Below are 21,546 nucleotides of genomic sequence, written 5' to 3'. Positions count from 1 at the left end.
GGCCGTGACCGACGAGTATCCGCGAGACGAGTTCGACGAGATCGCCGAGGGCTCCGGCCCGGTCGGCGTGCACCGCGCGCCGCGCCCGTGGTGGACCATCCTGGTGGTGCCCGTCGTGGTGTTCGTGGTCGCCGGCCTCGCCGCGTTCGGCGTCGCGAAGTTCCTGTGGAGCACGGGCGACGGCTCGGAGGCGAGCGCCTCGCCGTCCGCGACCGCCACCGTCGAGACCAGCGAGAGCGCGACGCCCGAGCCGTCGGAGACCGCCTCCGAGGCCGCCTCCCCGGAGCCGAGCGAAACTGCCTCGCCCGAGCCGTCCGTCACTCCGTCGCCGGAGCCTGTGATCTCTTACGACGCCCCGATCGCGGTCCTCAACGGCACCGGCATCTCCGGCCTCGCCGCCGAGGACGCCGCCGTGCTGACCGACGCCGGCTTCACCGACGTCAGCGCCGCCAACCTCACCGGCTCGCCCGCCTCCAACGTGGTCATCTACGACAGCGAGGAGCGCGCGGACACCGCCCAGGAGGTCGCGGACCTGCTCGGCATCGACACCGTCCAGTTCGGCGATACCGAGACCCTCGCCGACATCGAGGCGCAGATCGTCACTCAGTGAGCCCGCGCATCGTCCCTTGGTAGGGGGACGATGCGGTTCTCGCCCTCGGCGAAAGGCCTCCAGGGCGTTTGCACTCGACGGGGGAGAGTGCCAGAATCGGCGTTAGCACTCGGCGTGTCCGAGTGCTAAGAGACCTAGGGTTCTCCGCCGAGGTGCGGGGTGCGGCGTGACAGGAACGCCGGGCCGCGCACCGTCCGTCGCGGGCGGTGGGGGACCGACATCCATCGGAAGAGGTACTACCCCCATGGCAAAGATCATTGCCTTCGATGAGGAGGCCCGCCGCGGCATGGAGCGGGGCATGAACGCCCTCGCCGACGCCGTCAAGGTCACCCTTGGACCCAAGGGTCGCAACGTCGTGCTCGAGAAGAAGTGGGGCGCCCCCACGATCACCAACGATGGTGTGTCCATCGCCAAGGAGATCGAGCTCGAGGAGCCCTTCGAGAAGATCGGCGCGGAGCTCGTCAAGGAGGTCGCCAAGAAGACCGACGACGTCGCCGGTGACGGCACCACCACCGCGACCGTGCTCGCGCAGGCGCTCGTGCAGCAGGGTCTGCGCAACGTCGCGGCCGGCGCGAACCCGATCGCCCTCAAGAAGGGCATCGAGAAGGCCGTCGAGGCCGTGACCGCCGAGCTGCTCGACGCGGCCAAGGAGGTCGAGACCAAGGACGAGATCGCCGCGACCGCTGGCATCTCCGCCGGCGACCCCGCGATCGGCGAGCTCATCGCCGAGGCGATGGACAAGGTCGGCAAGGAGGGCGTCATCACCGTCGAGGAGTCCTCGGCTCTGGGCCTCGAGCTCGAGCTGACCGAGGGCATGCGCTTCGACAAGGGCTTCCTCTCGGCCTACTTCGTCACCGACCCGGAGCGCCAGGAGGCCGTCCTCGAGGACGCCTACGTGCTGCTCGTCGAGTCGAAGATCGCGTCCGTCAAGGACCTGGTCCCCGTGCTCGAGAAGGTCATGCAGACCGGCAAGCCCCTCGCGATCATCGCGGAGGACGTCGAGTCCGAGGCCCTCGCGACCCTCGTGGTCAACAAGATCCGCGGCACCTTCAAGGCCGTCGCCGTCAAGGCGCCCGGCTTCGGCGACCGCCGCAAGGCGATGCTGCAGGACATGGCGATCCTCACCGGCGGCACCGTGATCTCGGAGTCGGTCGGCCTCTCGCTCGACAACGCGGGCCTCGAGCTCCTCGGTCAGGCGCGCAAGGTCGTCGTGACCAAGGACGAGACCACGATCGTCGAGGGTGCGGGCGCGCCCGAGCAGCTCGAGGGCCGGGTCCGTCAGATCCGCGCCGAGATCGACAACTCGGACTCGGACTACGACCGCGAGAAGCTCCAGGAGCGCCTCGCCAAGCTCGCCGGCGGCGTCGCCGTCATCAAGGCGGGCGCGGCCACCGAGGTCGAGCTCAAGGAGCGCAAGCACCGCATCGAGGACGCCGTCCGCAACGCGAAGGCCGCCGTCGAGGAGGGCATCGTCGCCGGTGGTGGCGTCGCCCTCATCCAGGCCGGTACCAAGGCGTTCGCCGAGCTCGAGCTCGAGGGTGACGAGGCCACCGGTGCCCGCATCGTCGAGGCCGCGATCACCGCGCCCCTGCGCCAGATCGCGATCAACGCCGGCCTCGAGGGCGGCGTCGTCGTGGAGAAGGTCAAGGGCCTCCCGGTCCACTTCGGCCTCAACGCCGCGACCGGCGAGTACGTCGACCTGCTCGCCGCGGGCGTCAACGACCCGGTCAAGGTGACCCGCTCGGCTCTGCAGAACGCCGCGTCGATCGCCGCGCTGTTCCTCACCACCGAGGCCGTCGTCGCCGACAAGCCCGAGCCCGAGCCGGCCATGCCGGCCGGCGGCCCGGACATGGGCGGCATGGGCTTCTAAGCCCGGCCCTCAGCGGTTCAGCTGCATCGAAGGCCCCCTTCCCCGGTTCGCGCCGGGGGAGGGGGTCTTCTGCTGTGCCTGGGGTGGACGCGGCGGCGTCGAGTTCCAATGGCGGATGTGACACGGGTGTTCTCGCGTGAAGGATGTGACTGTCACAGGGGACGATGCGCGTCCCACCCTTCACAAGCGTCATTGGCTTTCGACGGGGCGGGCGGGGTCAGATGGGGCAGGCGTGGCGCGCGCTCGGCGAACTGATAGGGCGGAGCAGAAAAGACCGCGCGGATCTGCACGATCGGATCAATCCGCCGGGGAGCGCCTCACCCGCGCCGCTGCGCCGCCGTCACCCGCAGCCCCGAGGCGCGCAGCCGCGTGATGAGCTCCCGCGTCGACACCTCGACGGCGCCGAGCGCGACCAGCTCCGCGCGCCGCTCAACCGGGTAGTCGTAGTGGTCGCGGTCGAACGCCCGCTCGGGCATCCCGGCACGCGCCGCGAAGTCATGGAGCTCCGCCAACGACGAGTCCGAGACCAGGTGACCCCACACGCGGCCGTGCGCGGGCCACAGCGGCGGGTCGATGAGGATCATCCCCCGAGCGTAGGCCGCCCGCGCCCGCGCCCGCGGCCCGCGCGGCCCCACCGCGCGGCCCACCGCCTACCGCGAGAACAGCCGCGACGCCGTCGCCTCCGCCTCCTCGTACGACTGCGCCGCATGCGCCAGCGCGCCCGTGATCGCGTCCAGCGCGCTCTCGACGTGCGCCTGCGCGCCCCGCCACTGCTCGCGCACGTCCGCGAACGCCGCCGCGGCGGTGCCCTGCCACGTGGTGTCGAGCGCCACCAGCTGCGCCATGAGCCCCGCGACCTCCGCACGGATCGCCTCGGCGGAGCGTCCCGCGCGGGCGGAGGCGGCCGAGACCTCGGCCGCGTCGACGTGATACTGCATGATTCCCCCTCGATGTCGGTGCATCGAGGCTAGGTAGGGCCCCTCAGCCCGCGCATCGTCCCTTCCGGGAACGGGGGATAACTCAGCCGGCGTCGGTGGCCGGGGACATCGCCGCGATCTTCTTGTCGAGGCGGGCCGCCTCGGCGGCGAGGTTCTGGCGCGCCTGCGCCTCCCACGTGGCGCCGAGCGGCGTGGTGTAGAGCCGGGGCCGCGACAGCAGCTTGCCGACGATCGCGCGCCGGCTCAGCATGAACCGGTCGTCGGGGACCTCCGCGTACTCCTCGCGCACGTCCGCGAGGTACGTCTTGTAGCGCTGCGGGTCCGCCGCGAGGATCGCGAGGTCGGCGTCGGAGAGCACCTGCGCGTCGGGGGTGTCCGGCGTCGCCGAGTGGCGCGACAACCCCTTCACCATGGTCGCGACGGCGTCGATCTTGATGTCGGGCACGCCCAGGTCGCGCAGCTCCATGCGGGCGTACTCGGCGCTCGCGTCCTCGTCCTCGCCGCCGCGGTTCGCGTACGCCGCCTCCGAGTCGGAGGAGAACACCGCGCCGTGATACCAGGCGGCGAGCCGCACGCAGTGGGGCAGGCGGGTCTCCTGCTGGAGCTCGTCGACCCGGGTGAGGAGCTCGACCAGGTGCCGCACGTCGTGGAAGCGCCGGGCGGGGTTCTGCCAACGCTGGAGCAGGCGGGCGCCGGATTCGGCGATCTGCTCCTCGGGTACGGTCGCTCCCACCGCGACCGCCTCCCTTACGAAGGCCGGCAGCAGCCAGGCTGGCGTCGTGGCCGTGGGCATACACACTCCGACTGGTTCCGGGTTCCCAACCCCTCCAGTCTGCCCACATCACCCGCCCCTGCGCAAAGACCCGCTGGGAACGCTCCCGATTCGTGGGGCGTCCGCGCGGCCGGCGAGGGGCCCGGCGGGCCCCAGGGGGGACGATGCGGTGCGCGCTTCGGTCGGGTGTCGCCGGGTCCGGCTAGAATCGTGCGGGGCATCGATCCGCGGTGTCCGCATGACGAACGAGGTAGATGTGCCCACTGGAAAGGTGAAGTGGTTCGACTCCGACAAGGGGTTCGGATTCATCGCGAGCGAGGACGGCTCGGAGGTCTTCCTCCACGCATCGGCCCTGCCCGCCGGCACCACCGTGAAGCCGGGCGCCAAGGTCGAGTACTCGGTGGCCGACGGCCGCCGCGGCCCGTCCGCCCTCAACGTCAGCGTGCTCGAGTCCGCGCCGTCGATCGCCGCGAACATGCGCAAGCCCGCGGATGAGATGACCGTGATCGTCGAGGACCTCATCAAGATGCTCGACGGCGTCTCGAACACCCTGCGCAAGGGTCGCTACCCCGAGCCCGCCAAGGCCAAGCCGGTCGCCGCCGTGCTGCGGGCCGTCGCGGACCAGCTGGACGTCTGATGGCCAAGGACGCCGTGCTCGTCGAGGCCGTGGACCTCGCCAGGGACGCCGCCGTCGAGACGGCGGGCGACGATTTCATGGTGGGCGACCACCTCAGCACCGTCGTCAACGAGGACCGCCTGGTCACCCACCTGTTCGCCTGCACCATGCCGGGCTACCGCGGCTGGGTGTGGTCCGTGACGCTGTCGCGCGCGCCGCGCCAGAAGGTCGCCACGGTGTGCGAGGCGCACCTGGTCCCCGCCGACGACGCGCTGCTGGCGCCCGCCTGGGTGCCGTGGGCGGACCGCATCCGCCCCGGCGACCTTGAGCCCTCGATGGTGCTGCCGTACATCCCCGACGACGCGCGCCTGGTCCAGGGCTACGAGTCCACCGGCGCCGAGGACGAGGACGCGATCGCCAACTGGGAGCTCGGCCTGGGCCGTCCCCGCGTGCTCGGCCCCGACGGCCGCGCCGACGTCGCCGACCGCTGGTACCGCGGCTCCCACGGCCCCACCGCGGCCGCCGCGATGGCGTCCGCCTCGCCGTGCTCGACCTGTGCCTTCTTCATCCCGCTCACCGGCTCGATGCGCCTGCGGTTCGGCGCCTGCTCGAACGAGTGGTCGCCCGACGACGGCCGCGTGGTGAGCGTCGACCACGGCTGCGGCGCGCACTCCGAGACCGACACCGAGCGCGGCGCCACCCAGTGGCCCGACTCGGACCCCGTCTTCGAGAACGAGGTCGCCACTCCCGTGGAGCCCGACCCGGAGCCGGAGCCCGAGGCGGCCGCTGAGGAGACCCCCGAGCACGTCGCCGAGGAGACCTCGGTGGACGATGCGCCGGAGACCCCCGCGGAGGACGTCGCCGAGGCCCCGGTCGCCGAGGCTTCAAGCGAGGACGCCCCGGTCGAGGACGCGCCCGCCGAGGAAGAGGTCCGGGAGCCCCAGGCTGACTGAGGCGCCCGCACCGGCGTCCCCCCGACGCGTGGCACGCGCGCTCGCCGCGCGCGTCTACGTCCCCACCCTCCTCGCCGAGCTCGGCATCGGCGCCATGCTGCCCGTGCTCGCGCTCAGCGTGGCCGCGATGGGCCACACGGCCACGTTCGCCTCGCTCGCCGTGGTCGCCTACCAGCTGGGCCGCATGCCCGGCTCCGCCGTGGGCGGCGGGCTGGCCCACCGCATCGGCTCGGCACACGCGGCGCTGGTGACCCTCGGCGTGCTCGCGATCGGCTCGATCACCGCGGCCGTCGCGCCCAACCTGGCGGTGTTCATGGCCGGCGCGGTGCTGGTCGGGCTCGGGCACGCCTCGTATCACGTGGCCCGGCAGGACCAGATCCTCGGCGTGGTCGCACCCGAGGTGGTCGCCCGCTCGCTCACCACGCTCGCCGGCGTGTGGCGCGTCTCGAACTTCGCTGGCCCGCTGATCGGCGCCGCCCTCATCGCCGCGATGGGGCTCGACGCGACCTACTGGTTCGGCGCGGCCTGCGTGCTCGCGGCGATGATCGCCCTGGCGGCGTTCGGGATGCGCGGCGACCGGCGCATCGTCCGTCCCAGACATCGCGCCCCGCTCCTGCAGGTCGCCCGCGAGCAGCGCCACGTCCTGTCGACGCTGGGCCTCACGGTGGTCGCGACGGGCGCGCTGCGGCAGGCGCGCATCGCCGTGATCCCGCTGTGGGCCACGCACGTGGGCCTGAGCCCGGAGGTCGCGACGCTGATCTTCTCGATCTCCGCGGGGATCGACATGCTCCTCTTCTATCCCGCCGGGATCGCGATGGACCGCCGTGGACGCCTGTGGACCGCGATCCCGTCCTCGCTGCTGCTCGCAGCCGGGTTCATCGCTCTGCCGTTCACCGAGGGCGTCGTACAGGTCACCGCCGCGGCGCTGATCCTCGGGATCGGCAACGGGTGGGGCTCCGCGCTCATCATGACCCTCGGCGCGGACGTCGCGCCCGAGCGCGGGCGCGCCGTGTTCACCGGCATCTGGATGATCCTGCAGGACATCGGCGGGCTGCTGGGGCCCGCGCTGGTCTCGCTCGGCGCGCTGGTGGCGCTGCCGGTGGGGTTCTTCGCGGTCGGCGGGATCGGGCTCGCCACCACCGGGGGCTTCCTCGCGTGGGTGCCGCGCGGCCGCCCCGCGCACGCCCACGAATCCGACTAGCGGAAGTTCTCCGTCGCGTACCAGGTGGTGCCGTCCGCGGTGGTCGCGGCGCCGGCGCCCATCTGCGTGTACGCGGGGTTCATGAGGTTCGCGCAGTGGCCGTACGAGTACACCCAGCCCGAGTGCAGCGTGGCCATCGCGGAGAACTCGGCCATGCCGGGCGAGCGGTAGACCACGCCCACGTTCTCGGCTCCCGGGCGGCCGGGGTTGTGCGACAGCGCGTCCGCCACCGCGTCGGTCGCGGAGTCCCGCGCGGCCATCTGCTGCGACCAGGACGTCGCCGCGGCCGCGAGGTCCGACGCCCACGTCAGCGGAGCGATGCCCGCCTTGGCGCGCTCGGCGTTCGTCGCCGCCAGCAGGCCGCTCACGCTCGACGCGCTCGACGGTGCCTGCGGGCTCGCGCAATACGCCGCGAAGTCCACGGACGGCGCGGAGGCGACCGGCGCATCGTCCCCCTGCACGGTGGTGGGGACGGTCCCGGTGGACGATGCGGGGGCCGGCTCGGGCGTGGGCTCCGGCTTGGGCACGGTGACGCGCACGCGGTGGAGGTCGGAGGCCGGCTCGGCGGTGGCGGCGGCGCGGATCGAGGCCACGGGCGCGGCCGACGCGGGCGTCTCGGGGAAGGCGGCCTGCGCGTAGGACGGCGCGGCGGGGACGAAGAGGTACGCGCCGGCGAGGGCGGTGGACGCCACGATCACCGGCAGCCCGCCGAGCAGGATGGCCGGAGCGTGACGACGACGTCGGCGGCTGCGCTCCAGCACATCCTGCTCTTCGGTCATGTCAGCAATCTCTCCACGAGGTAGTCCAGGGACCGCACCAGGCGCTCCACGTCCTCCGGATCCACGGCGGGGTAGACGCCCACACGGATCTGGTTCCTGCCGAGCTTCCTGTACGGGTCGATATCGACAACCCCTTGAGCGCGGAGGTGCCGGCGGAGCTCGGCGCTGTCGACGCGCTGGTGCAGATCGATGGTCGCAACCACGGGGGAGCGCAGGCCAGGGTCTGTGACGAAGGCCTCAGTCCACTCGGTGCGTGCCGCCCAGTCGTAGAGCATCTGCGACGAGCGCGCCGAGCGGCCCGCGGAGAACTCCAGGCCGCCGCCCGCCAGCATCCACTCGAGCTGCGCCTTCATCATCACGAGCGTCGCGACCGCGGGGGTGTTGAGCGTCTGGTCGGCGCGCGAGTTGTCGAGCGCGACCTTGAGCGACAGGGACTCGGGGATCCAGCGGCCGGACGCCGCGACCTCCTCGATGCGGGCGATCGCCGCGGGGGACACGATCGCGAACCACAGGCCGCCGTCGGAGGCGAAGCTCTTCTGCGGCGCGAAGTAGTAGACGTCCGCCTGCGCGATGTCGACGGGCACGCCGCCGGCCGCCGAGGTGGCGTCCACCACGGTGAGGGCGTCGCCGATGCCCGCGGGGCGGAGGACGGGCACGCGCACGCCCGTCGAGGTCTCGTTGTGCGGCCACGCGTAGACGTCGATGCCGGCCTCCGCCTCGGGCAGGATCGCCTGGCCGCCGGGGGCGGTGCGGATGGACGATGCGCCGAGGTGCGGCGCGAGGTCCGTCGCCTTCGCGAACTTGTTGCCGAACTCGCCGAACGCGCAGTGCTGCGCCCGCTCGCGCACCAGCGAGAAGGCGGCGGCGTCCCAGAACATGGTCGAGCCGCCGTTGCCGAGGATCACCTCGTAGCCCTCGGGGAGCGCGTAGAGGTCGCCGAGCATGGCGCGGATGTCGCGCACGAGGCCCTTGACGGGGGCCTGGCGGTGCGACGTGCCGAGGATGCCTGGCTGGCTCTCTACCAGGGCCTTCACCTGGGCGTCGCTCACCTTGGAGGGACCGGAGCCGAACCGGCCGTCCCGCGGCAGCAGGTCCGCGGGGATCACGATGGTGTCCGTCATGGCATCACTGTAGTGGCGGGCTGCTGGCATCATTGCGGGCGTGTACCGCCTTCAGCCTGCCCTTCAGAACTACGCGTGGGGGATGACCGAGGTCCTCGAGGACCTGACCGGCCGCCCCGTCTCCGGCGACCCCGTCGCTGAGGCCTGGTGGGGCGCGCACGCGTCCGCCCCCGCGGTCGCGACCGCCGCGCACCACCACGGCGCGGACGAGGCGGGTCTGCACGCGGGCGAGTCCCTGGGGCTCGACGCGCTGATCGCGCGCGCCCCGGGCGCCACGCTGGGGCCGGTGCTCGCGGAGCGCTGGGAGCGCCTGCCCTACCTGCTCAAGGTCCTCGCGATCGCGAAGCCGCTGTCGCTGCAGGTCCACCCGACGCTCGACCAGGCGGAGGCCGGCTTCAAGGACGAGGAGGCGCGCGGCGTCCCCGTCGACGCGCCCACCCGCACGTTCAAGGACCGCTCGCACAAGCCCGAGATGATCGTGGCGCTCACCCCCATGACGCTGCTCGCAGGCTTCCGCCCGGCGAACGCCGTGGCGCAGGACCTGGTGTGGCTGGGCCAGCCCTGCACGCGCCGCTGGGCCGAGGAGCTCGCGAACGCGACCGAGCCCACCATCGCGCTGGGGGAGTACGTGCAGAAGGTGCTGCGCGACCCCGAGGCTCCCGCCGCGCTCGAGGCGCTCATCGAGGTGGGCGGCCGTTCCGGCGTGCCCGAGGCGCTCGCGGTCGCGTCCGCCGCCGCGCTCGAGTTCCCCGGCGACCCGGGCGCGCTGGTCGCGCTCGCGCTCAACGTGGTCCGCCTCACGCCCGGTCAGGCGTGCTACACCGGCGCCGGCGTCATCCACTCGTACCAGTCGGGTGTGGGCGTCGAGATCATGGCGAACTCCGACAACGTGGTGCGCGCCGGCCTCACGCCCAAGGCGGTCGACATCGACCTCCTGGTCGAGCTCACCGACGGCACGCCCACGCCGCCGCCGCGCGTCCTGGCCGAGCGTGACGGCGCCGTGACGCGCTACCCGACGCCCTGCGCCGAGTTCTCCCTGTCCATGGTCGAAAGGGGCACCGCGACGTTCCCCGCCGGCCCGCGCATCGTCCTGGCCGTCGACGGCACGGCCGCCGTCCACGGCGAGCGCGGCTCCGTGTCGCTGCAGCGCGGCCAGGCCGCCTTCGTGCCCCACTCGGACGGTCGCCTGGTGGTGGAGGCCGTGGGGTCGGCGTTCGTGGTCGAAGTGCCTACATCGGCGGTCTGAGCCTCCACTAACCTGGGGGCCATGTCACTTCGTATCTCCGTTTTCGGTACCGGTTATCTGGGGGCCACGCACGCGGCCGGTATGGCGGAGCTCGGTCATGAGGTCATCGGTGTCGATATCGACCCGGCCAAGATCGAGCGGTTGTCGCGCGGCGAGGTCCCCTTCTACGAGCCTGGGCTGCCCGAGCTGCTGCGCAAGCATGTCGAGTCGGGTCGGCTGCGGTTCACCACGGATGCGGCGGAGGCTGCCGCGTTCGCGGACGTGCACTTCATCGGGGTGGGCACGCCGCAGAAGAAGGGCTCGTATGCGGCTGACATGACGTTCGTGGACTCCGTGATCGAGACCCTCGCGCCGCTGCTGGAGCGGCCTGCGGTGATCCTGGGCAAGTCGACGGTGCCGGTGGGGACCGCGGCGCGTCTGGCGGCGCGGGTGCGTGAGCTCGCGCCCGTAGGCGATGACGCTCAGCTGGGGTGGAACCCGGAGTTCCTGCGGGAGGGCTTCGCGGTGGAGGACACGCTGCGTCCGGACCGTCTGGTGATCGGGGTGGACAAGGACCGTCCTGGCCGCATCGAGGAGGTCGCGCGTGAGGTGTACGCCGACGCGATCGCGAGGGACACGCCGTTCCTGGTGACGGATCTGCCGACCGCGGAGCTGGTCAAGGTGTCCGCGAACGCGTTCCTGGCGACCAAGATCTCCTTCATCAACGCGATCGCGGAGGTGTGCGAGGCCACGGGCGCGGATGTGGCGGAGCTCGCGGACGCGATCGGTCACGACGCCCGCATCGGACGGAAGTTCCTCGGTGCCGGGCTGGGCTTCGGTGGGGGCTGCCTGCCCAAGGACATCCGGGCGTTCATGGCCCGTGCGGGCGAGCTGGGCGTGGATCAGGCGCTGACGTTCCTGCGTGAGGTCGACGACGTGAACATGCGCCGTCGCTCCCACGTGATCGGGCTGGTGGAGAACGAGCTCGACGGGCGTCTGCAGGGTGGCAAGGTCGCGGTGCTGGGAGCGGCGTTCAAGCCCGAGTCCGACGACATCCGTGACTCGCCGGCGCTGGACGTCGCGGGGCGGCTGCACCTGGAGGGTGCGGACGTGCGGGTGTTCGATCCCGAGGCGATGGCGAACGCGGCCACGGTGTGGCCCACGCTGACGTTCGCCGAGTCCGCCACCGAGGCGCTCAAGGGTGCCGAGGTGGTGGTGGTCGCCACCGAGTGGAAGGAGTTCCGCTCGCTGGACCCGCACGCGGTCGCGGAGCTGGTAGCCGCGAAGGTGGTCATCGACGGCCGCAACTGCCTGCCCGCGCAGCAGTGGATCGACGCGGGCTGGCGCTACATCGGACTGGGACGCCACGCGGCGTCGGTGGCCTCGACGGCCTGAACGGAGCCAGCCATGACGGACCTCATCGACACCACGGAGATGTACCTCCGGACCATCTACGAGCTGATCGAGGACGGCGTGACCCCCATGCGCGCCCGCCTCGCCGAGCACCTGGGTCACGCCGGCCCCACGGTGTCGCAGACCATCGCGCGCATGGAGCGCGACGGGCTCGTCGTGGTGAGCGAGGACCGTCACCTCGAGCTCACCGAGGAGGGCGAGGCGCGCGCGATGCGCGTGATGCGCAAGCACCGCCTCGCCGAGCGGCTGCTCACCGACGTGATCGGGCTCGACCTCGCGCACGTCCACGACGAGGCCTGCCGGTGGGAGCACGTGATGTCCGAGCGGGTCGAGCGGAGGCTGCTCGAGGTGCTCGACACCCCCACCGTCTCGCCCTACGGCAACCCCATCCCCGGACTCGCCGAGCTGGGGGTCGAGAACCCCTCGCCCGCGCCCGGGGAGCGCCGTCTGACGGACCTCGCGGACGCCGGTGTGGCGCAGGTCACACTCACCCGCATCGGGGAGCACCCGCAGGCGGACCTCCAGCTGCTTGGCGAGATGGTCGAGAACGGGGTGCTTCCAGGGGCGACGGTGGGGCTCGCGGGGGGTGCCGAGACGGTCACCATCACGGTGGGTGCCACCCGGGGTGTCCTTGGCCGAGATGAGGCGCGCCACATCTTCGGCTTGCCATCCTGAGGATGTTTGATAAATTTTCGATAACAACGAACGGCCGAGACGGCATGGAGATCTCCTCCACGGCGCCCCGAACAAGAGGAAACGCCCGAAGATGACGCGGGCGCTGAGGGTGCAGAAACAACGACGCGCACGGGGCGCGGAAGGAACGAAAATCACTTGAAGTACGGATACATGCGCGCCAGGACGCGCGCGGTGGCGGCAGCCACCGGTGCCGCCCTCGTGGTGGTCCCCCTCACGGGAGCTGCCGCGGCGGCCTTGGTCACCGACGAGTCCGGCGTCGCCGGCACGTCGCTCGACGCCTCGGCCTACACCGCCTACAGCAACGACGTCGCGGACATCCCCGAGGTCACCTCGGCAGCCAAGAAGGCGTCGTACACCATCGAGACCCCGACCGTGAAGGTCAAGGTCCCGCCGCCGCCGGAGCCCGAGCCCGTGGTGGTCGAGGAGACCACCACCGAGGTGTACGAGTCCACCGACTCCGCCGCGACCGAGGTCTCCAGCGTCCAGACCACCACCCCCTCGGCCGACGTCCAGGCCGCGATCTCCGGCTCCGCCGTGATCGCCGAGGCGTCGAAGTACGTGGGCGTGCCCTACGTCTCGGGCGGCTCGACCCCGTCGGGCTTCGACTGCTCCGGCTTCGTGTCCTACGTCTTCGGCCAGCTCGGCATCTCGCTGCCGCGCTCGTCGGGCTCGTACTACTCGGTCGGCACCCAGGTCTCGACCCCGCAGCCGGGCGACATCATCGTCACCCCGGGCCACGTCGCCATCTACGCGGGTCCGAACCTGCAGATCGACGCCGCGACCCCCGGCACCACCATCCAGTTCCGTGGGATCTGGCAGACCGGCGCCACGTACGTCCGCGTCACCTGATCGATCGCGCTCCGCGCGTCGCGAAGGCCGCCGCTCCATTCGGAGCGGCGGCCTTCGTCGTGTACAGGGGCCTGCGCGCTCCGCTGATCGGATCGCGCAGAGAAACCGTCCTCGATCTTCACGATCTGATCAATTGACGCTCGCGCCGACGCCCGGGGCGCGCGGCCAGGAGGACCCGGCCGCCGCATCGTCCCCCGCCCGTCCTCCCGCGCGCCCGGGCGACGCTACGGTGGAACCCATGAGGACTGCGATGGTGCCGAACCTGGGACGTGAGATCTCGCTGGTGGGTCTGGGGACCTGGCAGCTGGGTGGCGACTGGGCCACCGTGGGCGACGAGGCCGCGCAGGAGGTGCTCAACGCCGCCGCCGACGCCGGCACGCGGCTGTTCGACACCGCGGATGTGTACGGCGACGGTCGCTCGGAGAAGGCGATCGGGCGGTTCCTGGCCGGGCGTGAGGACCGCGAGGAGTTCGTGGTGTTCACCAAGATGGGCCGCCGCGCGAACCCGCACACTCCTGAGGAGTACACCCTCGACAACTTCCGCCGGTGGACGGACCGCTCGCGCGAGAACCTGGGCGTCGAGACGCTCGACCTGGTGCAGCTGCACTGCCCGCCCACGCCGGTGTTCTCGGACGGTCGGGTCTACGACGACCTCCGCACGCTGGTCGCCGAAGGACGGATCGCGCGCTGGGGCGTCTCGGTGGAGCTGGTCGACGAGGCCCTCGCGGCGCTGGAGCAGCCGGACCTGGCGACCATCCAGATCATCGTGAACATCTTCCGCCGCAAGCCGCTCGAGCGCGTGCTGCCGCTGGCCGCCGAGCGTGGCGTCGGGATCATCGCGCGCCTGCCGCTCGCGTCGGGGCTGCTGTCCGGCAAGTACGACGAGCACACCACCTTCGCGCCCGAGGACCACCGGACGTGGAACAGGGACGGCTCAAAGATGAACATCGGCGAGACGTTCTCGGGCATCCCGTTCGAGGTGGGCGTGGCCGCGGCGCGCGAGGTCGCGGCGCTCACGCCGTCCGGCTGGACCACCGCGCAGATGGCGCTGGGCTGGCTCGCCCAGGTGGGGGTCGCGACCATGATCCCCGGCGCCTCCAAGGTGTCGCAGGCGCGGTCGAACGCGGCGGCCGCGGAGTTCCCCGAGCTGTCGCCCGAGGTGATGGACGCCCTCGAGGCCATCTACGAGAAGTACTGCCGGGAGCACGTGCACGGAGTGTTCTGAGCCGTGACGATGCGCGGGTCGCGTCGCGTGCACCGGTACCCTTATGCGGTACCCCGGTGCAGGCGCCTGTAGCTCAGGGGATAGAGCACCGCTCTCCTAAAGCGGGTGTCGACAGTTCGAATCTGTCCAGGCGCACCAGCGAGCTTGCCGGCTCCGCGCCCGACCATCGTCCCGCCCCGATGTCGGCGGGCGGGCATAACGTGGACATATGGTCGGGACGGTCCGGCGCCATCTCGAGATGATCGTGCTGGTCACCTCGGGTGTCCTGCTGGGCGGGGGCGCCGTCGCCTGGTGGATCTCCGCCCCCGACGCCGCGACCGTGCTGTGGGTCGCCGGCACCGTCCTCGGCCTCGCCTTCGCGCTGTCCGCGACCATCGACGCCGCCCGCCACCGGCGCCCCACGGTCGACGTCATCGCCGTGCTCGCGCTCGCGGGCGCCCTCGCGATCGGGGAGCCGCTCGCCGGCGCGATCATCACCCTCATGCTCGCCACCGGCCAGGTGCTCGAGGCCCGCGCGGACGCACGCGCCCGGCGCGAGCTCAGCCTCCTCACGGAGCGTGCGCCCCGAACCGCCCGCCGCCTCACGCCCGCCGGCATAGAAGAGGTGCCGGTGGACGATGTCGGGGTCGGGGAGCACCTGCTGGTGCGCCCTGGCGAGGTGGTCCCGGTGGACGGGCGGCTCACGGCGGCCGCGACATTCGACGAGTCCGCCCTCACCGGCGAATCCGTCCCGGTCGAGCGCGCCGGCGGCGAGGACGTGCGCTCGGGCGTGGTCAACGCCGGCCCGCCCGTCGAGATCGTCACCACCACCACGGCTGCGACCTCGACCTACGCCGCGCTGGTGCGGCTGGTCGAGGAGGCGCAGGCGACCTCGGCGCCGTTCGTGCGCGCCGCGGACCGGTGGGCCATCCTCTTCGTGCCGCTCACGCTCGCGCTCGCCGCCGCGGCGTGGTGGGTCTCCGGCGACGCGACCCGCGCGGTCGCGGTGCTCGTGGTCGCGACGCCGTGCCCGCTGCTGCTTGCCGCGCCCATCGCGATCGTGTCGGGGCTGTCCCGCGCGGCCCGGCTCGGCGTGATCGTCAAGGGCGGGGCAGCGCTCGAGCGGCTCGCGGTCGGCCGTGTCATGGTGGTCGACAAGACCGGGACGCTCACCCGCGGACGCCCGGCCGTCACGGACGTCATCGCGGCGGGCGACGGGGACGCGGACCAGGCGCTGCGGCTCGCCGCGAGCCTCGACCAGCTGTCCGCGCACGTGCTCGCCGGGCCCATCGTGGAGGCGGCGCTCGCCCGCGGGCTCACGCTCGCGATGCCGGGATCCGCGGAGGAGGTCCACGGCCAGGGCGTCGCCGGTATGGTCGACGGCCGCACCGTCCGCGTGGGCCGTCCCAGCTGGATCACCGGCCCCGAGCCCGACCGGTGGGCGCGCCAGGTGCGCCGCCGCGCGGACCTCGACGGCTCGATGAGCGTCCTCGTCGAGGTCGACGGCACGGTCGCCGCCGCGCTGCTGCTCCACGACCCGATCCGTCCCGACGCCCCCCGCATGGTCCGGGCGCTGCGAGCGGCAGGCGTCCGGCGCATTGTCCTCGCAACGGGGGACCGTGCTGACGTCGCCCAGATGGTCGGCCGGGTGGTCGGCGTCGACGAGGTGCTGGCGGAATGCACGCCCGAGGACAAGCTCGCGGCGCTCGCGCTCGCCCGCGAGCACGGCACCACGGTGATGGTGGGCGACGGCATCAACGACGCCCCCGCGCTCGCCGCCGCGGACGTGGGCGTGGCGCTGGCCGCCCGCGGCGCCACCGCATCGTCCGAGGCCGCGGACGTGGTCCTCACCGTCGACCGCGTCGAGGCGCTCGCGGACGCCATGCGCGTCGCGCGCCGGTCGCGCGCCATCGCGCTCCAGGCCGTCGCCGTCGGCATGGGGCTGTCCCTGGTCGCGATGGCGGCGGCGGCGCTCGGCTACCTCCCGCCCACGCTCGGCGCGGCGCTGCAGGAGGTCATCGACCTGCTCGCGATCGCGATCGCGCTGCGCGCCGTCCTGCCCGGCCGCACGCGCGCGCCCGCCCTGAGCCCCGCCGATCTCGACGCCCTCGAGAGCCTGCGCGAACAGCACGATGGCCTCGCCCCGCTGGTGGAGCGCGTGGCGGCCGTCGCCGACGGGCTGTCCGCCGCCGCGCCCGACCTGGACCCGGCGCGCGACCTGCTCACGGCGCTCGAGACGCAGCTGGTCCCGCACGAGCGCGCCGATCAGGAGACCCTCGTGCCGCTGGTCGCCCGCGCGCTCGGCAGCCACGACGCGGTCGCCGCCCTCACCCGCACGCACGCCGAGATCGAGCACCAGGTGGTCCGCCTGCGGCGCCTCCTCGACGCGGTCGGGGAGGGCGCGGACGCCGCGGGTCCCGAGGACGTGGTCGAGCTCCGCCGCCTGCTCTACGGCCTGTACGCGGTCCTGCGCCTGCACAACGCTCAGGAGGACGAGGACGCGCTCGGCCTGGTACCGGCCGGGATGGGAGGTCGACCATGACCGACACCTTCGACGCCGTCATCCTCGGCGGGGGAGCGGCGGGGCTCACCCTCGCCGCGCGGCTCGCCGGCTCGCGCTGGCGCGGCACTCTGCTGATGGTCGACGACGGCGCCCACGCGCTCGCCGACCGCTGCTGGGCCTGGTGGAGCACCGGCGGAGGCCCGCTCGACGCCGCCGCGACCACCACCCTCGCGCACGCGAACGTCGCCGGTCCCGGCTGGCAACGCCGGCTCGACCTCGCGCCCTACGCCTACCGCGCCATCACCGGCGAGGCGCTCGGCGGCCTCGCGTTCGACGCCATGGAAAGGCGCGGGTGGACCCGCGAGACCGCCACCGCCCGCTCCCTCACCAGGGACGATGCGGGGGTCGCCGTCACGCTCGAGGGCCCGTCGGGCGCGGGCCGGGTGGTGCGCGCCCGGTGGGTCTTCGACAGCGTGGGACCGGGCGCCGCCCGCACCCACCTGGCCGAGGGCCCGCACCTCGACTTCCTGGGCGTGGGCGTCGACTGCGATGAGGACGTGTTCGACCCCGACGCCGTGACCTTCATGGACCTCCGGACCGACCAGGAGGACGGGCTCGCGTTCATGTACGTGCTCCCCACCTCCGCCCGCAGCGCGCTGGTGGAGCGGGTGCGGTTCGTGGTGCCCGGCGCCGAGCCCGACCCCGTCGAGAAGGAGCGCGAAGCCGACGAGACCCTGCTGCGCCCCACCCAGCCGCACGCCCACCAGCTCACCTCCTACCTGCGCGAGGTGCTGCGGGTGGGTGACCACCGCATCGTCCACCGCGAGCACGGCCTCATCCCTCTGCTCACCCAGCCGCCCGCGCACCCGGCGGGCGGGGTGATCCCGATCGGCGCCCGCGCCGGGATGGTGAAGGCGAGCACCGGCTACGGGATCGCGCGGATGGACCGGCACGCCGCCGCGATCGCCGCGGCGCTGGCGCGCGGTGCGGACCCCGGAAGGGCGGCGCCGCACCGCCGCGGGGCCCGTGCGCTCGACGCGGCGCTGCTGCGCGTGATCCGCGACGACCCGCGCGGGGCCGCGGACATCCTCGCCGGGCTCCTCACCCGCCACCCGCCGGCCCGGGTGCTCGCGTTCCTCGACGAGCAGGCCTCCGCGGGCGACCAGGCGCGCATCATCGCGTCGCTGCCGGAGTTCGCGCGGTCGCGCGCACGGTCATGGTTCGCGCCCGTCGCGCGATGGTGAACGGGGACCGGCCGGGGCGGCGCGTACCCTGCTCCCCATGGGAGCCATGATCGGGGCCGGCCGCGACGCCGCGGCGGACCCGTCCTCCCTGCGCTCGCACAACCTCGGCATCGTGATGCGGATGCTGCGCGACCACGGCAGCCTCAGCCGCAAGGAGATCGAGCACAACACGGGCATGGTCGCCGCGTCCGTCACCAACCTGGTCGCCGACCTGCACGACCGCGGGCTGGTGCGCGACGTCCGCGGCGGCGTCGGGGAGGCCCGACGTCGCGGCCGCCCGCGCATCCTGGTCGAGGCCGTCCCCGACCGCTGCGTCGCGCTCGCGGTGCGCGTCGCGCGCACCCGCGTCACCGCGGAGCTGCACTCGAGCGCGGGGCTGCTGCTCGACTCGTCGTCGCGCGGCGTCACCCTCGCGTGGGGCCAGCCCGGCGACATCGCGCACGCGATCGCGGACCTGGTCAAGCGCGCGGAGGCGCGCGCCGCCGAGCACGGCGCCGTGCTGCTCGCATGCGTGGTCACCATGCCCGGCCCGGTCGGCAGCGACAACCGCATCGCGGACACCGCCGAGTTCGGCTGGGGCCACCTCGAGCTGGTCAACCTCATCCACACCGCCGGGGTGCGTCGCGACCTCGCGGTGGACGTCATCAACGACTCGAACGCCGCCGCGCTCGCCGAGCATGCCGCGCTGCCCGTCCCGCGCCCCCCGGTGATGCTGTACATCGAGGGCAGCGTCGGGTCCGGGATCGGCGGCGGGGTGGTCGCCGACGGGCGCATCCTCACCGGCGGTCGCGGGTACGGCGGCGAGCTGGGCCACGTGACCGTGGACTGGCGCGGCCGCGCGTGCGTGTGCGGGGCGAACGGCTGCCTCGCGGCGTACATCGGCCCCGACGCGCTGCTCACCTCCGCGCGCCTCACGGACCTCGCGCAGATGGCCGGGCCTCAGGCCGCGCTCGACGAGTTCCGCGCCCGCCTGGACCGCGGCGAGAAGCGCGCGGTCGACGTCGCGATCCGCGCGGGCGACATCCTGGGCGCCGCGATGCGCTCCGTCTACGACGTGGTGAACCCCACCGCCCTGGTGCTGGGCGGCTACCTCGCAGGCATGCGCCGCTGGCTCGAGCCGGGCCTGCAGCTGCAGCTCGCCCCGCGCACGGAGCGCCTCGCGCCGCTCGCGATCGAGTCCGGCCGCCTGGGACGGCGCGCGGGCCTGGTGGGCGCCGCGCGCCACGGCCTCACCGCGATGTTCGACGACCCGACCCTGGTGCCGGTGCTGCGCCGTGAGGCCGCGGTGTCCGAGCCCGCCTGACGCTCCCTTCGCTGCGCACGGTCCGGGCGGCGGCGCGCCGGGGCGACCCGCGCATCGTCCCGCCACACGCGGCGCGTCGGTGCGCCGACCGTGCGCAGCGAACCTGCGGGGACGATGCGCCGGTGACCTTGGTCCCTCCGGCGGGACTTTTATTGGGCATATGTTCAATAGCGTCATCGACGACCGCGAACCCCCAGGAGTCCCAGTGCCTGCCACCGCCTTCCCCCACGTCCTCGAGCCCGTTCGGCTCGGCAGCCTCGCGCTGCGCAACCGCGTCATCATGGTCCCGATGGGGACCGAGATGGGCGACCACGACGGCCACCTCACCGACCGCGAGATCGCGTACTACGCGGAGCGCTCCGCCGGCGCCGGCCTGGTCTGCACCGGCATCAACGCCGTCACCGACGACTACGAGGTCATCAACGCCGGCCTGGGCCGCGTCGACACCGACGCCGCCACGCCCGGTCTCAAGAAGCTCGCCGAGGCGTTCCACGCGCGCGGCGGCGCCGTGTCCGTCCAGCTCACCGCCGGGCTGGGCCGCAACATCAACACCATCGACCCCGAGCGCCTGCCCATCTCCGCCTCCGACAACACCCACTGGCTCGACCCGAACGTGCGCTGCCGCGCCCTCGACACACACGAGATCCGGGTGATCGTGCAGCGCTTCCGCGAGGCCGCCGCCCGCTGCGCGGAGGCCGGCATCGACGCGATCGACATCCACGGCCACACCGGCTACCTCATCGACCAGTTCATGTCGCCCGTGTGGAACCGCCGCACCGACTCCTACGGCGGCTCCGTCGAGAACCGCTGCCGCTTCGCCGCGGAGATCATCGCCGCGGTCAAGGAGGGCGCGCCCGGCCTGCCGGTGAGCTTCCGCCTGTCCGTCGACCACCGCTTCGAGGGCGGCCGCACCCCTGCGGAGTCGCTCGAGATCGCGAAGGTCCTCGAGGCCGCCGGCCTGGACCTCCTCATGATCGACGAGGGCTCCTACGAGGCCATGGACTACGTGTTCCCGCCCTACTACCTGGGCGACAACTGCATGATGGGCTCCGTCAAGATGTTCAAGGACGCGCTCGACATCCCCGTGCTCGGCTGCGGCAACCTCACGCCCGAGCGAGCCGAGGAGGCCATCGCCACCGGCGAGATGGACTTCGCCGGGATCGGCCGCGCCCTCATCGCGGACCCCGAGTGGGCGCTCAAGCTCGCCGAGGGCCGCCGCGCGGACATCCGCCCCTGCATCCGCTGTAACCAGCTGTGCGTGGGCAACGCCTTCGTGGGCCAGCCGCTCGGCTGCGCCGTCAACCCGACCGTCGGGTTCGAGCGCGAGCGCGTCCTCACCCCGGCGGCGACCCCCAAGCGCGTCGCGATCGTCGGCGCCGGACCGGCCGGCCTCGAGGCCGCACGCGTCGCGGCCCTGCGCGGTCACACGGTCGACGTCTACGAGAGGGGCGAGCAGCTCGGCGGCGTCCTGTGGCCCGCCGCGACCCCGGAGTTCAAGAAGGAGCTGCGCTCCATGATCTTCTGGTGGGAGCGCCAGCTCGCGGACCTCCCCGTCACCGTCCACCTCGGCGCCGAGATCACCGCGGACTCGCCCGAGCTCGACGCCGCCGACGTGGTGATCGCCGCCATCGGCGCGGACCCCGTGGTCCCGCCCATCCTGGGCCTCGACGGCCCGAACGTCGTCGAGGTCGTGGACGCCCACCTGGGCGCGACGCTCGGCCACCGGATCGTGGTGTGCGGCGGCGGCCTGTCCGGCGCGGACTTCGCGCTCGAGGCCGCCCAGGACGGCCATGACGTCACCGTGATCGAGATGGCCGACGGCATCGCGCCCGACCTGCTCATGATCAACCGCATCACCCTGCTGCGCGACCTCGCGCAGGCCGGCGTGACGCTGCTGACGGGCCACAAGGTGGTGTCGGTGGACGCTGCGGGGGTCGCCGTGGACGGCCCCGACGGCCCCGTGCACATCGCCGCGGAGACCGTGGTGAGCGCGTTCGGCGTGCGCCCCGGCGCGGCGCTCGTAGAGTCGCTCACCGCGCGCGGCGCGGTCGCGATCGGCGACTGCGTCAAGCCCGCCAAGGTGGGCGACGCGATCAACGCCGGCTTCGCCGCCGCCTTCGCGCTGTAGGCCACCGGATCCTGGGGGGACCGGGGAGGGGGGACGATGCGCGGGTCACCCGGCCCGCGCATCGTCCCGTGTCCTGGGGCCGCCGCCGGCGGGTGGATACTGGCCAGGCGAGGTCCGGCAG

Annotated in this window: 19 protein-coding genes and 1 tRNA gene; 15 read left to right on the top strand and 5 right to left on the bottom strand. The window is 73.0% G+C overall.

Translation table 11 applies throughout. From position 1 onward, the window contains the following. Positions 1 to 4: 4 nt before the first annotated feature. Positions 5 to 610 carry a LytR C-terminal domain-containing protein gene (locus tag AOM05_RS09410; protein WP_156165132.1) on the top strand — a complete coding sequence of 202 codons (606 nt, stop codon included), beginning with the start codon at positions 5 to 7 and terminating at the stop codon, positions 608 to 610. A gap of 244 nt (positions 611 to 854) precedes the next feature. Further along, positions 855 to 2,480: a chaperonin GroEL gene (gene groL, locus AOM05_RS09405; RefSeq protein ID WP_062521589.1), complete on the top strand. Its 1,626-nt coding sequence runs from the start codon at positions 855 to 857 to the stop codon at positions 2,478 to 2,480. Between the two features lie 317 nt (positions 2,481 to 2,797). Here the strand turns inward: groL and AOM05_RS09400 are convergent, their stop codons facing one another. From AOM05_RS09400 to AOM05_RS09390, 3 genes are all read right to left on the bottom strand, one after another. Further along, positions 2,798 to 3,064 carry a DUF4031 domain-containing protein gene (locus AOM05_RS09400; RefSeq protein WP_062521587.1) on the bottom strand — a complete coding sequence of 89 codons (267 nt, stop codon included), beginning with the start codon at positions 3,062 to 3,064 and terminating at the stop codon, positions 2,798 to 2,800. 66 nt (positions 3,065 to 3,130) lie between these two features. Then, positions 3,131 to 3,418: a WXG100 family type VII secretion target gene (locus tag AOM05_RS09395; RefSeq protein WP_062521584.1), complete on the bottom strand. Its 288-nt coding sequence runs from the start codon at positions 3,416 to 3,418 to the stop codon at positions 3,131 to 3,133. A gap of 82 nt (positions 3,419 to 3,500) precedes the next feature. Next, positions 3,501 to 4,211, bottom strand: a complete 711-nt coding sequence (locus AOM05_RS09390) for an HD domain-containing protein (protein ID WP_062521582.1) — start codon at positions 4,209 to 4,211, stop codon at positions 3,501 to 3,503. A gap of 235 nt (positions 4,212 to 4,446) precedes the next feature. Between AOM05_RS09390 and AOM05_RS09385 the strand changes: the two genes are divergently transcribed. Genes AOM05_RS09385 through AOM05_RS09375 form a run of 3 tightly spaced genes read left to right on the top strand, consistent with a single transcriptional unit; the run spans position 4,447 to position 6,960 of the window. Beyond that, positions 4,447 to 4,827, top strand: coding sequence for a cold-shock protein (locus AOM05_RS09385; protein ID WP_062522007.1), 381 nt, complete (start codon positions 4,447 to 4,449; stop codon positions 4,825 to 4,827). After that, the gene (locus AOM05_RS09380) at positions 4,827 to 5,759 is read left to right on the top strand and encodes a DUF3027 domain-containing protein (protein ID WP_062521580.1); all 933 of its coding nucleotides are present in this window, start codon (positions 4,827 to 4,829) and stop codon (positions 5,757 to 5,759) included. Before AOM05_RS09385 ends, AOM05_RS09380 begins: the two co-directional genes overlap by 1 nt. Positions 5,760 to 5,787: 28 nt before the next feature. After that, entirely contained in the window at positions 5,788 to 6,960 is a 1,173-nt protein-coding gene (locus AOM05_RS09375; RefSeq protein WP_062521578.1) for an MFS transporter, read from the top strand. Here AOM05_RS09375 and AOM05_RS09370 read toward each other — a convergent pair. Together AOM05_RS09370 and serC are read right to left on the bottom strand one after the other, a co-directional pair. Then, positions 6,957 to 7,739, bottom strand: coding sequence for a CAP domain-containing protein (locus tag AOM05_RS09370; RefSeq protein WP_062521577.1), 783 nt, complete (start codon positions 7,737 to 7,739; stop codon positions 6,957 to 6,959). The two genes, AOM05_RS09375 and AOM05_RS09370, sit on opposite strands and share 4 nt — an antisense overlap. Then, entirely contained in the window at positions 7,736 to 8,860 is a 1,125-nt protein-coding gene (gene serC / locus AOM05_RS09365) for a phosphoserine transaminase (RefSeq protein ID WP_062521576.1), read from the bottom strand. The genes AOM05_RS09370 and serC overlap by 4 nt, the downstream gene beginning before the upstream one ends. A gap of 40 nt (positions 8,861 to 8,900) precedes the next feature. On the opposite strand from serC, the gene manA reads away from it, so the two are divergent. The 10 genes from manA to AOM05_RS09315 all read left to right on the top strand — a co-directional run bounded on the left by manA (position 8,901) and on the right by AOM05_RS09315 (position 21,425). Continuing rightward, positions 8,901 to 10,106, top strand: coding sequence for a mannose-6-phosphate isomerase, class I (manA, locus tag AOM05_RS09360; RefSeq protein ID WP_228373250.1), 1,206 nt, complete (start codon positions 8,901 to 8,903; stop codon positions 10,104 to 10,106). Between the two features lie 21 nt (positions 10,107 to 10,127). Beyond that, positions 10,128 to 11,480, top strand: a complete 1,353-nt coding sequence (locus AOM05_RS09355) for a UDP-glucose dehydrogenase family protein (protein ID WP_062521573.1) — start codon at positions 10,128 to 10,130, stop codon at positions 11,478 to 11,480. Between the two features lie 12 nt (positions 11,481 to 11,492). Then, positions 11,493 to 12,173 (top strand): metal-dependent transcriptional regulator, encoded by a 681-nt coding sequence (locus AOM05_RS09350; RefSeq protein WP_062521571.1) that lies wholly within the window; start codon positions 11,493 to 11,495, stop codon positions 12,171 to 12,173. 171 nt (positions 12,174 to 12,344) lie between these two features. Then, positions 12,345 to 13,043: a C40 family peptidase gene (locus AOM05_RS14700; RefSeq protein WP_062521569.1), complete on the top strand. Its 699-nt coding sequence runs from the start codon at positions 12,345 to 12,347 to the stop codon at positions 13,041 to 13,043. A 238-nt stretch (positions 13,044 to 13,281) separates the two neighbouring features. Next, a complete protein-coding gene (locus AOM05_RS09340) occupies positions 13,282 to 14,268 on the top strand; it encodes an aldo/keto reductase (protein ID WP_062521567.1) in 987 nt (328 codons plus the stop codon). 62 nt (positions 14,269 to 14,330) lie between these two features. After that, a tRNA-Arg gene (locus AOM05_RS09335) sits at positions 14,331 to 14,406 on the top strand. Positions 14,407 to 14,476: 70 nt separating this feature from the next. Continuing rightward, entirely contained in the window at positions 14,477 to 16,789 is a 2,313-nt protein-coding gene (locus AOM05_RS09330) for a heavy metal translocating P-type ATPase (protein ID WP_062521565.1), read from the top strand. Continuing rightward, positions 16,786 to 17,994 carry a lycopene cyclase family protein gene (locus AOM05_RS09325; RefSeq protein WP_062521562.1) on the top strand — a complete coding sequence of 403 codons (1,209 nt, stop codon included), beginning with the start codon at positions 16,786 to 16,788 and terminating at the stop codon, positions 17,992 to 17,994. Before AOM05_RS09330 ends, AOM05_RS09325 begins: the two co-directional genes overlap by 4 nt. 37 nt (positions 17,995 to 18,031) lie before the next feature. Beyond that, positions 18,032 to 19,297: an ROK family protein gene (locus tag AOM05_RS09320; protein WP_062521560.1), complete on the top strand. Its 1,266-nt coding sequence runs from the start codon at positions 18,032 to 18,034 to the stop codon at positions 19,295 to 19,297. 205 nt (positions 19,298 to 19,502) lie between these two features. Next, positions 19,503 to 21,425, top strand: coding sequence for an oxidoreductase (locus tag AOM05_RS09315; protein WP_228373249.1), 1,923 nt, complete (start codon positions 19,503 to 19,505; stop codon positions 21,423 to 21,425). Positions 21,426 to 21,546: the final 121 nt, after the last annotated feature.

Source organism: Demequina silvatica, assembly GCF_000971215.1.
In the GTDB taxonomy this organism is placed as follows: domain Bacteria; phylum Actinomycetota; class Actinomycetes; order Actinomycetales; family Demequinaceae; genus Demequina; species Demequina silvatica.
This window is presented reverse-complemented; position numbering and strand designations above follow the sequence as displayed.